Raw genomic sequence first — 14,609 nt, forward strand, 5'->3', positions numbered from 1 at the left:
CCATTTGACGAATTTCCATATTCGAGATAATTTTCCGAATATGGAAACCATACTCGCGCCCTCGGACGACAACGCCATCGACCGCCGCATCGCCCAACGGCTGCGGGCCTTGCGCGCCGAGCGCAACTGGTCGCTCGACGATCTCGCCAAACTCAGCGGCGTCAGCCGCGCGACCTTGTCACGCCTCGAAAACGCCGCAGTCAGCCCGACCGCCAGCGTGCTCGGCAAGCTCTGCGTGGCCTACGGCCTGCCGATGTCGCGCCTCATGCACATGGTCGAGGAAGACTTCGCGCCGCTCGTGCCGCGCGCCGCCCAGCCGCTCTGGACCGACGCCCGCGTCGGCTTCCGGCGGCGCTCCGTCTCGCCGCCCGCGCAGGCGCTGAGCGGCGAGGCGCTCGAATGCGAACTCGACGCGGGCGCGCGCATCACTTACGACGCGTCGCCGCGGCCTGGGCTCGAACATCATCTGATTTTGCTCGACGGGCAACTGCAAATCACCGTCGACGGCCAGCGCCACGACCTGCAACCGGGCGACTGCCTGCGCTATCAACTGTTCGGCGCCAGCGCATTCGTGACGCCCGCGCACAGCGGCGCCCGCTACTTTCTGTTCATCGTGTGAGCCAGAGCATGAGCGAGACCACCATCAGCACCTTCACCGCCGACGACCTCCTGCGTCACCTTCCCGAACTCGGCGCACTGCTGCGTGCCTGCGTGCATGACGGCGCCAGCGTCGGCTTCGTCATGCCCTGCGATGTCGAGGAAAGTGAAGGGTTCTGGCGCGGCAAAGTGCTGCCTTCGCTGCGTGCCGGCGGCCTGGTGCTGTGGTCGCGCGTCAAGGCGAAACGATTGCCGGCACCGTGCAACTCGATTACGACACGATGCCGAACCAACGGCATCGCGCCGAAGTGCGCAAGCTGCTGGTTCATCCTGGCTTTCGCCGTCAAGGCATCGCGCGGGCGCTGATGACGGAGCTCGAACGCCATGCTTCTGCACTGCAACGCAACCTGCTCACGCTCGACACCCGCACCGGCGACCACGCGGAGCCGCTTTATACCGAACTGGGTTATCGAACCGCGGGCGTGATCCCAGGATACGCGCGCGGCACGCACACCCATGAGTTCGATGCGACCACCATCATGTACAAGGCGCTATGAGCGGGTGCCTCTCAAGCCGGCCGTGAATACTTGAAGGTGCCCTGGGCGCTTGCGATCAGCAGCTTGCCGTCCACCCAGGCCTCGCCGCGCGAGAAGAAAATCGAGCGGCCGGCGCGCTCCAGAAACCCCTTCGCGGTGACGGACTCGCCAAGTCCCTTGTCGAGATAGTTGGTGGTCAGCGAGAGCGTGAAAGCATGCCGCGCCGGTGCGCCGCTTTCCGCAAAGATTCCCGCATAGCCCGCCGCCGCATCGAGCAGCGTCGCGATCGCGCCGCCTTGCAGCACGCCTTGGCGATTGAGCTTGCTCGCATCGATCGGCATGAGCAGTTCGGCGTAGCCGTCGCGCCATTGCGTGAGACGAACGCCGAGCGATTCGAGAAACGGGTTGTCGATGGGAAAGTCGGACATGGGTGGGCCTTTGTGTTCGAGACAAGAAATGCGCCGCGCGGATGGCGCGCGGCCGATCATCAGTGCACTCAGCATACCCCGCCCATGGCAACCCACCATTCAGGATGGAATCAGAACCGCGCCGACCGACGTTACCGGCTTGCTCTCTTTGCGTCGCCCGAAAGCCCTCGGATCGGCCGCGCCCTGCCCGCTTCGTCGATCCAGTTGCCCGCTCTCGGGCACAATCGGTTCTTCGCCGCTCGCTGCGGCCCGACGTCATTCGCCCGCTTGCCATCCTGCCTCGATGAGTTCAGCCACTCCCCGCCGACGGTGCGCCGCACTGGCAGCGCAATCTCTATGTCTGCCTGTTCGGCTCGTTCACGACCATCGTGGCAATGACCCTGCTGCTGCCATTCCTCCCGCTCTATGTGCAGCAGCTCGGTGTCGATTCGGCCGCGGCCGCCGTGCAATGGTCCGGCGTCGCGTTTGGCGCGACCTTCCTCGCCGCCGCGCTGGTGTCGCCGCTGTGGGGCCGCATGGCCGACCGCTACGGACGCAAGCTGATCCTGATACGCGCGAGCCTCGGCATGGCCATCGTGATGTCCTTGTTGGGGCTCGCGCAGAATGTCTGGCAACTGGTGGGGCTGCGGTTTCTGGCGGGGCTGGTCGGCGGCTATGCGTCGGGCGCGACCGTGATGATCGCCACGCAGACGCCGCGCTCGCGCACCGGATGGGCGCTCGGCACGCTGGCCTCGGGCGTGATGGCGGGCAGCCTGGTCGGCCCGCTGGTGGGCGGCGCGCTGCCGCCGCTGATCGGTATCCGCAACACGTTTTTCATTGCCGGCGCGATGATCTTCTGCGCGTTCGTCGCGACCACGCTGCTCGTCAAGGAGCAACCGGTGGAACGGACGCGCGGCGGGACGCACCACGCGGACGCGGCAACCGGCCGGGCCAGCGTGCCCGATCTGCGGCCGGTGCTGGCGATGCTGTTCACCTCCGGCTTGCTGATGTTCGCCAACATGTCGATCGAGCCGATCATCACCGTGTATGTCAGCCAACTGGTGCACGACACACGGCATGTCACGCTGGTGTCGGGCTTCGTGATGTCGGCCTCGGCGCTGGGCAGCGTGCTGGCGGCTTCGCGGGTCGGCCGTCTGGCCGACCGCATCGGCGCGCCCAAGGTGATCGTGGCGTGTCTCGCCGTGTGCGCGGCCTTGCTGGTGCCGCAGGCGTTCGTCACGAGCGGCTGGCAACTGGTGGCGCTGCGTTTTTTGATGGGTCTCGCGCTGGCCGGCCTGCTGCCGTCCATCACGAGCGTGATCCGTCACAACGTGCCCGACCGCTCGGCCGGCTACATACTCGGCTATGCGACCTCGGCGAATTACGCGGGACAGGTGGCGGGGCCGCTCGCGGGCGGCTTTGCCGGCGCGCATCTCGGCATGCCTTCGGTGTTTCTCATCACCAGCGCGTTGATGCTCTGCGGGGCGCTGTTCAACGGCTGGGTGTTCAGGGCGCGCAACGAATAGCGCGCCTCGACACAACTCAGCGGCGCGAATCGAGCGCGATGCGTACCGCGAGTCCGGCGAGCACGGTGCCCATCAGCCAGCGCTGCACCTGCAGCCACACCGGCCGGCCGCCGAGAAACACGGCGATCGAACCCGCCATGCTGGCGATCAGCGCATTGATCGTTACGCTGATGACGATCTGCACGCAGCCAAGCGCGATGGACTGCGCAAGCACACTGCCGTGCCCCGGTGAAATGAACTGCGGCAGCAGCGACAGGTACATCACCGCGATCTTCGGATTGGCGAGATTGGTGACGAGGCCCATGGTGAAGAGCTTGCGGCGGCTGTCGTGCGGCAGATCGCGGACCTGGAACGGCGAACGGCCGCCCGGCTTGACCGCCTGCCACGCCAGATACAGCAGATACAGCGCGCCGCCGAAGCGCAGCGCGTCGTACGCGTACGGCACCGTCAACAGCAGCGCGGTGATGCCGAACGCGGCGCAGAACATGTAGAACACGAAGCCGAGCGCGACGCCGCCGAGCGAGATGAGACCCGCGCGCCGCCCCTGGCAGAGCGATCGCGAGATCAGATAGATCATGTTCGGACCCGGCGTGAGCACCATGCCGAGCGAAACCAGGCCGAAAGCGAGCAGCGTTGTGAATGCGGGCACGGCATTCTCCTCTGTGAGCGGAAGTTGGGCAGTGGCGTCGAATATAGCCGATCCAGCCATTCCGGCGCGGCATACGGGTTCGAAAATCCGTAGCGGCGCATGGCCTCTGCCTTCATCTCCATTCAGGCCGTTTCAGACCGCCGCTGCGCCGCGCATCGCACGAAAGACTTGCGGCAAAATATTTTGAACGGTATTGTCGAGCCGTTCTGCAATGCAGCGCGGGAGAGATCGTCAGACGTTCGTGACGACGCCGACGGAGCAACCGCCCCGGAAACTCTCAGGCAAAAGGACCGCGCAGCAGGAACATCTGGAGAGCGGCGCATTGCACTACCCTATGCGCCCACCGAAGGGGATTCCCCGCACACGGCTCGAATCGGGCCCGGCTGGCGCGGGGAAGAAACTCTCAGGTACATGGACAGATGGGGCATCAACGCCGGTTTCGACACGAAATCGACACCGGTGATGCTCAACTACTCTGGACCATGTCATGTCACGAATCGCCATTATCGGCGCCGGCATTACCGGCGTCACGACCGCTTACGCCCTCGCCCGGCGCGGCCATCACGTCACGGTTTTCGAGCGCCATCGCTATGCGGCGATGGAGACTTCGTTCGCCAACGGCGGCCAGCTGTCCGCCAGCAATGCCGAAGTGTGGAACAGCGTGGCCACCGTCATGAAAGGCCTGCGCTGGATGCTCACACGCGACGCCCCGCTGCTGCTCAACCCCGCGCCGAGTTGGCACAAGTACTCGTGGATGGGCGAATTCCTGCGCCAGATTCCACACTACCGGGCCAACACCGTCGAAACCGTACGGCTCGCGATTGCCGCGCGCGAGCACCTGTTTTCGATTGCCGAAACCGAGGGCATCGACTTCGATCTGGAGCGGCGCGGCGTTCTGCACATCTACAAGACCCGCAAGGAATTCGACGCCGCGAGCAAGGTGAACCAGTTGCTGCGCGAAGGCGGCCTCGACCGCAATCCGGTGACGTCGAGCGAACTGCATGACATCGAGCCCACGTTGCACGGCGATTTTTACGGCGGCTTCTTCACCCCGTCCGACTCGACCGGCGATATTCACAAGTTCACGCGCGGCCTTGCTGAGGCGTGCGTGCGGCACGGCGTCGAGTTTCATTACGACGCGCAAATCACGTCGATCGAGCAGCCTGCCGAGGGGCGCTTTACGCTGATGGTCGATCTCGAAGGCGAGTCGCAGCGGTTCACGTTCGAGCGGATCGTCGTGTGCGCCGGGGTGAAAAGCCGGGACTTCGCGTCGATGCTCGGCGACCACGTGAACATCTATCCCGTCAAAGGTTATTCGATCACGGTCTGTCTCGACGACGAACTCAGTCAGCAGCGCGCACCGTGGGCGAGCGTGCTCGACGACAGCGCGAAGATCGTCACGAGCCGCCTCGGCGCGGATCGATTTCGGGTAGCCGGCACGGCGGAGATCAACGGCTTCAACCGCGATATCCGTTCGGACCGGATCGCGCCGCTGGTGGACTGGACGCGGCGTCATTTCCCCGAGGTGTCGACCTCACGTGTGATTCCGTGGGCGGGCTTGCGGCCGATGCTGCCGAGCATGTTGCCCAAGGTGGGCCGTGGCAAACAGCGCGGCGTGTTCTATAACACCGGGCATGGGCATCTGGGCTGGACGTTGTCGGCCGCGACGGCGCAGGTGTTGGCGGGGGCGATTCAGTAGCACCAGGTTCAGGTTGGCGGGCGGCGGCCATTCGCCTCGTCGAGGCAGTCAGAACATCACAAAACCCCTGCAAGTCCAGTTGCTCAGGGGGTTTGTGTTTCTGGCTAATCAATAAACACCGTCTTTTGGTTTTGTTGAGCCGCTCGTCAGTTGCAAATGCATAACGCGCAGTCTGTCCCAATGTGGAACTTCGACGCGACCTTCCGGGAAGGCGGTCTGACCTGGGGCGCGTGATTGCATTGGGCAACCTCAAACTTTATGAAATGCCACGCTATTTTGCGGATAACTCTGATATCCGTATGTGGCACCATGAAGACACGGTACGCGTTAACACTCGTTTCGGAATACACGGAAGAGCCCGTATACATAATCGGACCCGGGATGGCGGACATTTTTTTAAAAATCAATGGTATTGCAGGTGAATCGCAAGATGCTGTGCACACTGGTCATATAGAGGTGAGCAGTTACCGATGGCGGATGGCGCAGCAGTCGTCCATGATGTCAGGATCGGGAGGTGGCGCGGGAAAGGCGACGATTAACGATCTCCATTTCGTCCACCAGATTGATCGGGCAAGTCCCAATCTCATGCGTTACTGTCTGACGGGACGGCACATTCCAGAGGTTATCCTCACTGTACGGAAATCCGGCGGCGTGCCGCTCGACTTCCTCAAGATCACGATGGGCGATGTCGTCATTACTTGCGTCGAGCCTATCGTATGCGACAGCAGCTACCACGAGCACGTCAGTCTTTCCTTTGCGCGCGTAGAACAGGAATACACAGTGCAAAGCCAACTTGGGGCAAGCGCCGGGATGGTAACGGCGAGTTTCGATATCAGAAAGAATGTGGAGCGATGAGGCCCGCGCGCAATTATCTTGCCTTCGTGATAGGTGCCTGCCTTCTGCTCGCGTTGATTTTTTGCGTCACGGCGAAGATCGAGTATCTCACTACGTCAGAAATCACAAAAGGCAAAGTTGTACGCCTTAATTCCGGCGTACATCACCCTGAGGTTTCGTTCGAAGCGCGAGACGGTCAAATTTATGTACTTTCAATGAGCAGCTTGTCGGGAGTCAATCCCGGCGAGTCTGTACGGGTCCGTTATACGGAAGATGATCCGGTTACGTCAGCGAGCATCGACTCATTGGCGGATATTTGGATGGGCATTCTGCTTCTCGCGATTCTTACGGCCTGCTTTATTGTTGGAGGGATGCGTGGCCTGCCATTTAAAGGAGATACGCGGGAATGATCTTAAGGAGAAGTCACTGGCGCTTCAATACCAGCGCGGGGGCGGCGACGGGGCTGGGCCCATTCAATGTGGAAACAGGCATGTTCGCCGTAAAAGATCAGGCCGGTATGTCTCACAAGTACGCCTTCACTGGATTCGGAATGGGGAAGACCTGGGCGCTTTCCTCGGCGCTTCATCTTTCGAAATTCGCTTTGCCGAAGATCATGGTAAAGAAAAACGAACTGGGCGGCGCGGGGGCGACGACAGATTTTCCAAGTTGGGGAACTGTGTTTCTGACGGACGCGTTCAAGGGAACGGACTTGACGGACCCCAAATCACTTAAAGGCGGGTCGGTCTATCTGGAGGGCGCGGGGGGTTATCTGTTCGGCGCTTCTGGCTCGCTTATGATATTAGGCATCAATCGGTCGCTTCTCGTGATGGGTATCGCAAAGCCAGATTTCATTGGTACGGCGATCAGGACCGCACCGGCTGCGCTGATATCCGGCGGCTTCAATGAAGGCTTGCAAGATTCGGCAGGCGGAGCGTACCTATTTGGGCAGGTAGATTACAAGGGCCTTTATTCTGACAACCCAGCGATGGCTGGATCGAACTAAAGACGCGCTCAAGCCATTTGATGCGAAGGGTTCGATCGGGTAATGGGCGAATGTGGCCGACGAGCTCGCGGCGTGCCCTGCGGCTGCAAAATGCAAAATCCTCCGCATCTGCTAGTGTGCTCTCACCCGTACCCTTCTGTGGAGAATCAACCCATGCCTCACGCCCACTCCGCGAAGCACAAAGCGAACAGCGCGCGTTTGAGCGACGCACAAATCGCCGCAGAGGCGACCCGCCGTCTCGCCTGGGACGCCGCGGTCCCCGAACACGCCGTAAAAGTCCATGTCTCGCGCGGCCGCGTCACGCTGCGCGGCGAACTGCAGCGCGATCAGCAACGCACCGCCGCGCTAGAAGACGTGACGCGCCTGTTCGGTGTAACCGGCGTATCGGATCACACCGTCGTCAAGGCCGAATGAAGGTCAGCCCTTCGTTGCCTGGTGCAATAGCGCGCGGCAATGCCGCGCGATCTGCTTTTCCTCTTCCGTGTGAATCGCTCTCACCTTGCTGGCCGGATCACTTTCCGTCAGCCCCATGAAAGCCAACCCGTCGCATACGCGCTTACGGATCTCCTGACTGTGTTCGCCGATACCGCCGGTGAACACCAGCAAATCGATTCCACCCAGCAGCGCCGCGTAGCCGCCAATCGTCTTGCGCACGGCAGTCGCAAACGCATCGAGCGCCAGCGACGCATTCGCATCGCCCGACGCTGCGCGTTTTTCTAGCGCCTGCATATCGCTCTCGCCGTCCGCGTAACCGGCGAGACCGCTCTGGCGGTTCAGCAGCGTCTCCAATGCGTCCGCGTCGAGCTTCTCCACGCGCATCAGATACAGCAGCACGCCCGGATCCAGATCGCCGCTGCGCGTGCCCATCGGCACGCCGCCGGTCGGCGTCAAACCCATCGACGTATCGATCGATTGACCGTCGCGCAACGCGCACACGCTCGAACCGTTGCCGAGATGCGCGAACACCGCGCGCGCCGGCAAGTCGGCGCCGAGCCGCGTCACCAGCGATTCATACGAGAGCCCGTGAAAGCCGTAGCGCATCACGCCGGCTTCCGCGTAACGGCGCGGCAACGCAAGTTGCGCCGCGCGCGGTGGCAGCGTAGCGTGAAACGCCGTGTCGAAACAGGCGAAATGCGGCGCGTCGTCGAAAATCTTCTCGGCCTCGTCGATCAACGCAAGCGCTGGCGGAATATGCAGCGGCGCGAAGTGCACGGCCTCCTGCAATTGACGGCGCACGTCCGCGGTAACGCGCTGATGCGCGCGCAAATGCGGTCCGCCGTGCACCACCCGATGCCCCACCGCCGCAGGTCGCGCATGACGCTGTTCCTTGAGCACCTGCGCGAGCTTTTGCAACGCGTCGATCTGCGATTCGAGCACGCGCTCCTGCTCAACCAGCACGCGGCCATCGGGCGCCTTGATCCGCAGACTGCCGTCGTCGCGCCCGATGCCCTCGGCACTGCCTTCCAGCAGCAGTGATTCGTCACCGCCCGCGTGCCTGAACAGCCCGAACTTCAGCGACGACGAACCGCTGTTCAACACCAGAATCGTTTGATCGTCAGCGCTGTTATCAGTGTGCATGGTCATGCCTCGCTCAGCCTTTCCACGTCCAGTTGCGGATTTCTTCCTTATCGATGCCCTCGGCATGCGCATATGCCAGGTGCTCGATGATCTGGCCACGCAGCCATTCCTTCGCATGGTCGCCGACACCGCGCAGCTTCGGCACGCGGTCGATCACGTCGATCGCCAGCGAAAAACGATCGACCTGATTGATGATCGCCAGTTCGAGCGGCGTGTTGATGTTGCCTTTCTCGTGATAGCCGTGCACATGCAGGTTGTCGTGGTTCGTGCGGTTATAGGTCAGCTTGTGTACCAGCGAAGCATACGAGTGGAAGTTGAAGATCACCGGCTTGGTCGCGGTGAACAGCGAATCGAAATCGCGGCTGGACAGGCCGTGCGGATGCGCATGCTCGGGCATCAGGCGAAACAGGTCGACAACATTGACGAAACGGATCTTCAGATCGGCGAACTGCTCCTTCAGAATTTGCACGGCGGCGAGCGCCTCCATGGTCGGGATGTCGCCGGCGCAGGCCATCACCACGTCGGGTTCGACGCCCTGATCCGTCGACGCCCAGTCCCAGATGCCGATACCCTTGGTGCAATGCGTGACGGCGGCGTCCATGTCGAGATACTGCAGGTGCGGCTGCTTGTCGGCGACGATCACGTTGACGTAATCGCGCGAACGCAGGCAATGATCCGCGACGCTCAACAGGCAGTTCGCGTCCGGCGGCATATAAATGCGCACCACGTCCGGGCTTTTATTCGTGACGACATCCAGAAAGCCGGGGTCCTGGTGCGTGAAGCCATTGTGATCCTGACGCCACACGAGCGACGTGATCAGCAGGTTGATCGACGGCACCGGCTGACGCCAGCCGAGATCGCGTTTGGCTTTCTCCAGCCACTTGGCGTGCTGGTTGAACATCGAATCGATCACGTGGACGAACGCCTCGTACGTGGCGAACAACCCGTGGCGGCCGGTCAGCACATAACCTTCGAACCAGCCTTCGAGCGTATGTTCGCTGAGCATTTCCATCACGCGGCCGTCCACCGCGAGTTCGCCGCCGTCGGCGTCGCTCGGCACGGTTTGCGCGAGCCAGGTTTTTTCCGACGCCTCGTAGATCGCGGTCAGCTTGTTGCTCGAAGTCTCATCCGGGCCGAACACGCGGAAGTTCGTCATGTTGTTGCGCATCACGTCGCGCAGGAACTTGCCGAGCACCTCGGTCGGCGACGTGTACGAGCCGCCTGGCTTTTTCACCGCCACCGCGTAATCGCGGAACGGCGGCATGTCGAGCGTCTTGCAAAGCAGACCGCCGTTCGCATGCGGATTGGCGCTGATGCGGCGCGCGCCTTCGGGCGCGAGTTCGCGCAGTTCTTTCACGAGCCGCCCTGCATCGTCGAACAGCGTTTCGGGCTCGTAGCTGCGCAGCCAGTTCTCGACCAGCTTCAGGCTCTTGCTATTGGTCACCGGGTCGAGCACGGGCACCTGATGCGCGCGCCACGAGCCTTCCACCTTGTGTCCGTCGACTTCCTTCGGACCGGTCCAGCCTTTGGGCGAACGCAGCACGATCATCGGCCAGCGCGGCCGCGACGCGTCGTTGTTCTCGCGCGCATGCTGCTGGATCGCGCGGATTTCGCCGACGCATTGTTCCAGGGTCGCGGCCATCTGCTGATGCATGACGGCGGGATCGTCGCCTTCGACGAAATAAGGTTTGTGGCCGTAGCCGGTCAGCAAGGCTTCGAGTTCCTCGCGGGGGATGCGCGCGAGAATGGTCGGGTTGGCGATCTTGTAGCCGTTCAGATGCAGTACCGGCAACACCGCGCCGTCGCGGATCGGGTTGAGAAATTTGTTCGAATGCCACGAGGTGGCGAGCGGGCCGGTCTCCGCTTCGCCGTCGCCGATCATCACGGCGACGATCAGGTCGGGATTGTCGAACGCGGCGCCGTAGCCGTGCGAAAGGCTATAGCCGAGTTCGCCGCCTTCGTGAATCGAGCCGGGTGTCTCCGGTGTGCAATGCGAACCGATGCCGCCGGGAAACGAGAACTGCCGGAAGAAGCGCTGCATGCCGGCTTCGTCTTCACTGCGGTCGGGATAGATTTCCGAGTAGTGGCCTTCCAGATAACAATTGGCCAGCGTGGCCGGCGCGCCATGACCGGGACCGGCTACGTAGATCACATTCAGATCGAGCTTTTTGATCAGCCGGTTCAGATGCACGAGCAGGAAACTCTGCCCTGGGTCAGAACCCCAATGGCCCAGCAAGCGGTTCTTGATGTGTTCGGGTTTCAGCGGTTCGCGCAGCAGCGGATTGTCGCGCAGATAGATCATGCCGGCAGAGAGATAGTTGCAGGCCCGCCAGTAGCGATCCATGTTGCGCAACGTGTCGGCGTCCAGGGTTTGCGGCGGTGTGGGTGGGGAGGTTGCTTCAGCCATGGTGTCACTCCTCGAAAAGGACTGTCAGGCAGGTTGGCGAATGCGGCAACGGTGGTTCGTCGGGAAAAGGCGCGAAAGAAATCAGCGGCGGCGCTCGTCCTGTCACGCGAACGACACAAGAGAAGCGTACGGGTAGCAACCCGTGTTGGCGGCGGGCTTGAGCGCCCTTGTTCAGCGAGCCCCAGTGTGACAGGAAGCGCGCCGCATGGTTCGACTCGATCGTCAAACCTTGATCCAACTGCGACTTCGCGACGGTGGCAAGCGTCCACCTCACGCCGCATGCGCTAGACTTTAAGCGCATATTAAGTGGATGCCGTTAAGCTTCCGGTGCCGCATGCGCGACGGCGGACCGCATCTGGCGCATCCCGCCTTGCTCGCCTCTTACCTGAACACTCGATCATGCCGACACCCAGCCGCCTCAAAGCGCCGTTGATCCTCGTTCTCACCTGCGTGTTCCTGTTCGCGGGCGTCGCCATCCTGATCGGCGTGTTCGGCTTGCTGGTCAAGCTGTTCGGCCACGCCTGAGCGCCGCCGCGTGGGCGTCGCCGGCGCAAAATGTGTATCCTGAGCAATCTTCCCGGCGCCTTCACACAGGGTCTCCTGACTTCCCCAGACCCGGGGCGCCCGGCTTCATTGCAAGGAGTTTCATTTGACGGACCACGTTGATACTTCCCCGCCCCCCGGCCAGCCGATCGACCCCGAGTTGCTCGAACTGGCGCATCAGGTTTTCGACCTCGCGCGCAGCGGCGACGCCGCCATGCTCGCGGCGGTGATCGAAAAAGGCGTGCCGCCGAATCTGCGCAACGACAAAGGCGATAGCCTCGTCATGCTCGCCAGCTACCACGGTCATGCGGACGCCGTGCGCACGCTGCTCGAACGCGGTGCCGATCCGAATCTGCGTAACGACAACGGACAGACGCCGATTGCGGGCGCAGCCTTCAAGGGCTTCGACAAGGTGATCGAAAGCTTGCTCGCGCATGGCGCGGATGTGGAAGGCGCGTCGCCGGACGGACGCACCGCGTTGATGATCGCCGCGATGTTCAATCGCACGGCGATCATGGAGTTGCTGATTGCGCATGGCGCGGACCCGAAGGCCCGCGATGCAAACGGCGTGACGGCCATGGATGCGGCCGGCCGCATGGGCGCCGGCGAAGCGCAAGCGCGCCTGAAGGAACTCGGCTCATAAAGCGAACCGTGATTGGCGCGCGGCGCTCTCGCGTCTCCTATGCATGACCTTCACATGGAGACGCGCGAGCGCCACCAACCGCTAGCCTTTCTCCGCCACCAAAGATTCGACATCGATCTCCGCCAACTCGCCGATCCTCTCCACCGTCACGTCCGCAGGAGGATTACTGGCGATCTCTTTCGGATCGAGCGCATAGTGCCCCTGGCGGGGAAACACCGTCGTCAGCTTCGCGCCCCAGGCCTTTTTCATTGCCGTGAGAATGCGCAGCTTGTCGTCCACCATCACATAGTGGCGCGCGGGATAACACTCCATCACCTGATCCAGCATCAACTCTTTGTGGATGTAGATCAGCACGCGTCCTTCGACCTCGTCCCACAGCCCCGAGCGGGCGATCTTGCGCGGCTGGAACACCACGTCGCCGTCGGAGAGGATCACCGTGGGGCCGCGCTTGCCCACATGATCGAGCGCATCCAGCGCGCCCGGATACAGGCGGTTCGCAAACGGATACTCGATCAGGAATGACGACATCAACAGCAGCCGCGTGTCCCGCGGACGCTCCGAGCGATAACGCTGCAACGCGCCCAGGTAGTCGGCATAGCCGAGCTCGGCGCGCAGGTTCTCGAAGATTTCCCAGTACCGTGCGCTGTTTTCCGCGCCGAACTCGCGCATCATGTGCGCGCGCAGATCCGCGAGCACATGGTCGTTGTCCAGCAAGGTGTTGTCGCAGTCGAACAGAAAGACGACGTCGTGCGGCGTAGAGGTGGTGGCTGGCATCGCGGCTCCGTGGAATCAGGTTTTCGGCTTGTCGGACGGCGCGGCCGCTTTCTCGGCGTGGCCACCGAAATCAGCGCGCATGGCCGAGAGCACCCGGTTCGCGAAATCCGCCTCGCCGCGCGAGCTGAAGCGCGCAAACAGCGCCGCGCTCAGCACCGGCGTAGGCACACCCTCGTCGATGGCGGCCGCCACGGTCCAGCGCCCCTCACCCGAATCGGATACGCGTCCCGCGTAGTTCTTCAGATCGACGTCGCTCACGAGCGAGCCGGCGATCAGATCGAGCAGCCAGGAGCTGATCACGCTGCCGCGCCGCCAGACCTCGGTGACGTCGGCGAGATTCAGGTCGTATTGATACAACTCGGGGCGGCGCAGCGGCGAGGTTTCGGCGTCGGCCTCGCGCGCGTGCTTGCCGGCGTCGGCGTGATGCAGAATATTCAGGCCCTCGGCATACGCGGCCATCATGCCGTACTCGATGCCGTTGTGAACCATCTTGACGAAGTGCCCCGCGCCCTGCGGCCCGCAATGCAGGAAGCCCTGCTCCGCGGTGCTCGAGCCGGCGACACGGCCCGGCGTGACCGGCTCTGAGCCAGCACCCGGCGCGAGCGTCGCGAAAATCGGTTCGAGCCGCTTCACGATTTCCGGCTCGCCGCCGATCATCAGACAGTAGCCGCGCTCGCGGCCCGCCACGCCGCCGCTCGTGCCCACGTCCACATAGTGAAGCTTGCGCTCGGCCAGTTCGGTGCCGCGGCGGATGTCGTCGTGGTAATAGGAGTTGCCGCCGTCGATCACAATGTCGCCCGGCTCCAGCAAGGGCACGAGTTTCTCCAGCGTCATGTCGACCACGGCGGCCGGCACCATCAGCCACACGGCGCGCGGCTTGTCGAGTTGCGCGACGAGGTCTTCCAGCGATGCCGCGCCCGCCACGCCGTCCTGTTTCAGCTTCTCGACCGCCGCCGGCTGCACGTCGTAGGCGATACACTGCTGACCGCCCTTCGTCAGGCGCCGCACCATGTCGGCGCCCATGCGTCCCAATCCAATCATGCCTAGCTGCATATCTCGCTCCGGAAAGTGCCTCGTTGCGCTGCTGGATGTGCTTCGACGATTTGCTTCGTTCTACTGCCGCTTCGCTACGTTTTCGCTGAGCGCTTCAGTCGCGGCGCCAGGGATCGCGCGTGGCTACGCTCACTGTAGTGGTGTTTTTTCGCGCGCGCCGGACACACGGTAGCAGCCCTGAAGCGCTCTTGCAGCGAAGCGGGCAGCGCCCGCATGCATCGAAAGACGATACGCCCTTTTGCAGAGGTTTTGCGCGGCGTAAAGTTCCTGGCGGTTGCGGTTGCACTGGATTGTCAGGCGTGGCGCGCCCCGGCTTAGATTCGGCCGACTGCCTTCTTACAGTTCGTTTTGCCTTGCCGC

14 protein-coding genes, 2 pseudogenes and 1 riboswitch are annotated in these 14,609 nt (G+C 62.7%); of the genes and pseudogenes, 10 read left to right on the forward strand and 6 right to left on the reverse strand.

Features of this window, described 5'->3' with window-relative positions; translation table 11 throughout:
- Positions 1–40: 40 nt before the first annotated feature.
- Positions 41–619 carry a helix-turn-helix domain-containing protein gene (locus tag B0G80_RS30800; protein WP_116121705.1) on the forward strand — a complete coding sequence of 193 codons (579 nt, stop codon included), beginning with the start codon at positions 41–43 and terminating at the stop codon, positions 617–619.
- A gap of 8 nt (positions 620–627) precedes the next feature.
- Positions 628–1,154 (forward strand): annotated as a pseudogene (locus tag B0G80_RS30805) (N-acetyltransferase family protein).
- An 11-nt stretch (positions 1,155–1,165) separates the two neighbouring features.
- Here B0G80_RS30805 and B0G80_RS30810 read toward each other — a convergent pair.
- Positions 1,166–1,561, reverse strand: coding sequence for a PaaI family thioesterase (locus B0G80_RS30810; protein ID WP_106278392.1), 396 nt, complete (start codon positions 1,559–1,561; stop codon positions 1,166–1,168).
- Between the two features lie 374 nt (positions 1,562–1,935).
- Here B0G80_RS30810 and B0G80_RS30815 point away from each other — a divergent pair, with 374 nt between their 5' ends.
- Entirely contained in the window at positions 1,936–3,066 is a 1,131-nt protein-coding gene (locus B0G80_RS30815; protein WP_408969456.1) for an MFS transporter, read from the forward strand.
- Positions 3,067–3,082: 16 nt separating this feature from the next.
- On the opposite strand, the gene B0G80_RS30820 is transcribed toward B0G80_RS30815, so the two are convergent.
- On the reverse strand, positions 3,083–3,715 hold the full coding sequence (locus tag B0G80_RS30820; RefSeq protein ID WP_116121707.1) for a LysE family translocator: 633 nt from the start codon (positions 3,713–3,715) through the stop codon (positions 3,083–3,085).
- A 209-nt stretch (positions 3,716–3,924) separates the two neighbouring features.
- Positions 3,925–4,018, forward strand: a riboswitch (glycine riboswitch).
- Between the two features lie 184 nt (positions 4,019–4,202).
- Here B0G80_RS30820 and B0G80_RS30825 point away from each other — a divergent pair.
- The 5 genes from B0G80_RS30825 to B0G80_RS30845 all read left to right on the forward strand — a co-directional run bounded on the left by B0G80_RS30825 (position 4,203) and on the right by B0G80_RS30845 (position 7,665).
- The gene (locus B0G80_RS30825; RefSeq protein ID WP_116121708.1) at positions 4,203–5,414 is read left to right on the forward strand and encodes a D-amino acid dehydrogenase; all 1,212 of its coding nucleotides are present in this window, start codon (positions 4,203–4,205) and stop codon (positions 5,412–5,414) included.
- A gap of 381 nt (positions 5,415–5,795) precedes the next feature.
- Entirely contained in the window at positions 5,796–6,269 is a 474-nt protein-coding gene (locus B0G80_RS30830) for a type VI secretion system tube protein Hcp (RefSeq protein WP_116121709.1), read from the forward strand.
- Positions 6,266–6,658: a DUF3592 domain-containing protein gene (locus B0G80_RS30835; protein ID WP_116121710.1), complete on the forward strand. Its 393-nt coding sequence runs from the start codon at positions 6,266–6,268 to the stop codon at positions 6,656–6,658. The genes B0G80_RS30830 and B0G80_RS30835 overlap by 4 nt, the downstream gene beginning before the upstream one ends.
- A gap of 80 nt (positions 6,659–6,738) precedes the next feature.
- The gene (locus tag B0G80_RS30840; RefSeq protein ID WP_147309945.1) at positions 6,739–7,251 is read left to right on the forward strand and encodes a hypothetical protein; all 513 of its coding nucleotides are present in this window, start codon (positions 6,739–6,741) and stop codon (positions 7,249–7,251) included.
- A 153-nt stretch (positions 7,252–7,404) separates the two neighbouring features.
- Positions 7,405–7,665 (forward strand): BON domain-containing protein, encoded by a 261-nt coding sequence (locus B0G80_RS30845; RefSeq protein WP_116121712.1) that lies wholly within the window; start codon positions 7,405–7,407, stop codon positions 7,663–7,665.
- A gap of 3 nt (positions 7,666–7,668) precedes the next feature.
- On the opposite strand, the gene B0G80_RS30850 is transcribed toward B0G80_RS30845, so the two are convergent.
- Positions 7,669–8,829, reverse strand: coding sequence for an acetate/propionate family kinase (locus tag B0G80_RS30850; RefSeq protein WP_116123780.1), 1,161 nt, complete (start codon positions 8,827–8,829; stop codon positions 7,669–7,671).
- 13 nt (positions 8,830–8,842) lie between these two features.
- The gene (locus B0G80_RS30855; protein ID WP_116121713.1) at positions 8,843–11,236 is read right to left on the reverse strand and encodes a phosphoketolase; all 2,394 of its coding nucleotides are present in this window, start codon (positions 11,234–11,236) and stop codon (positions 8,843–8,845) included.
- Positions 11,237–11,635: 399 nt separating this feature from the next.
- Here B0G80_RS30855 and B0G80_RS47345 point away from each other — a divergent pair, with 399 nt between their 5' ends.
- Entirely contained in the window at positions 11,636–11,761 is a 126-nt protein-coding gene (locus tag B0G80_RS47345; RefSeq protein ID WP_012427141.1) for a hypothetical protein, read from the forward strand.
- 124 nt (positions 11,762–11,885) lie between these two features.
- Entirely contained in the window at positions 11,886–12,422 is a 537-nt protein-coding gene (locus B0G80_RS30860) for an ankyrin repeat domain-containing protein (protein ID WP_116121714.1), read from the forward strand.
- Between the two features lie 81 nt (positions 12,423–12,503).
- Here B0G80_RS30860 and B0G80_RS30865 read toward each other — a convergent pair whose 3' ends face one another.
- Together B0G80_RS30865 and gnd are read right to left on the reverse strand one after the other, a co-directional pair.
- Positions 12,504–13,196 carry an HAD family hydrolase gene (locus B0G80_RS30865; protein ID WP_116121715.1) on the reverse strand — a complete coding sequence of 231 codons (693 nt, stop codon included), beginning with the start codon at positions 13,194–13,196 and terminating at the stop codon, positions 12,504–12,506.
- A 15-nt stretch (positions 13,197–13,211) separates the two neighbouring features.
- Positions 13,212–14,252: pseudogene (gene gnd / locus B0G80_RS30870) on the reverse strand (phosphogluconate dehydrogenase (NAD(+)-dependent, decarboxylating)); the annotation flags it as partial.
- Positions 14,253–14,609: the final 357 nt, after the last annotated feature.

Origin of the sequence: Paraburkholderia sp. BL6669N2, assembly GCF_003387275.1 — a bacterium.
Lineage (GTDB): Bacteria > Pseudomonadota > Gammaproteobacteria > Burkholderiales > Burkholderiaceae > Paraburkholderia.

What these genes read in the sequence shown, in the direction of transcription:
- B0G80_RS30800 (WP_116121705.1), top strand. Translation starts at nt 41, where the DNA reads ATGGAAACCATACTCGCGCCCTCGGACGACAACGCCATCGACCGCCGC.
- B0G80_RS30810 (WP_106278392.1), bottom strand. Translation starts at nt 1,561, where the DNA reads ATGTCCGACTTTCCCATCGACAACCCGTTTCTCGAATCGCTCGGCGTT.
- B0G80_RS30815 (WP_408969456.1), top strand. Translation starts at nt 1,936, where the DNA reads ATGACCCTGCTGCTGCCATTCCTCCCGCTCTATGTGCAGCAGCTCGGT.
- B0G80_RS30825 (WP_116121708.1), top strand. Translation starts at nt 4,203, where the DNA reads ATGTCACGAATCGCCATTATCGGCGCCGGCATTACCGGCGTCACGACC.
- B0G80_RS30830 (WP_116121709.1), top strand. Translation starts at nt 5,796, where the DNA reads ATGGCGGACATTTTTTTAAAAATCAATGGTATTGCAGGTGAATCGCAA.
- B0G80_RS30835 (WP_116121710.1), top strand. Translation starts at nt 6,266, where the DNA reads ATGAGGCCCGCGCGCAATTATCTTGCCTTCGTGATAGGTGCCTGCCTT.
- B0G80_RS30840 (WP_147309945.1), top strand. Translation starts at nt 6,739, where the DNA reads ATGTTCGCCGTAAAAGATCAGGCCGGTATGTCTCACAAGTACGCCTTC.
- B0G80_RS30845 (WP_116121712.1), top strand. Translation starts at nt 7,405, where the DNA reads ATGCCTCACGCCCACTCCGCGAAGCACAAAGCGAACAGCGCGCGTTTG.
- B0G80_RS30850 (WP_116123780.1), bottom strand. Translation starts at nt 8,829, where the DNA reads ATGCACACTGATAACAGCGCTGACGATCAAACGATTCTGGTGTTGAAC.
- B0G80_RS30855 (WP_116121713.1), bottom strand. Translation starts at nt 11,236, where the DNA reads ATGGCTGAAGCAACCTCCCCACCCACACCGCCGCAAACCCTGGACGCC.
- B0G80_RS47345 (WP_012427141.1), top strand. Translation starts at nt 11,636, where the DNA reads ATGCCGACACCCAGCCGCCTCAAAGCGCCGTTGATCCTCGTTCTCACC.
- B0G80_RS30865 (WP_116121715.1), bottom strand. Translation starts at nt 13,196, where the DNA reads ATGCCAGCCACCACCTCTACGCCGCACGACGTCGTCTTTCTGTTCGAC.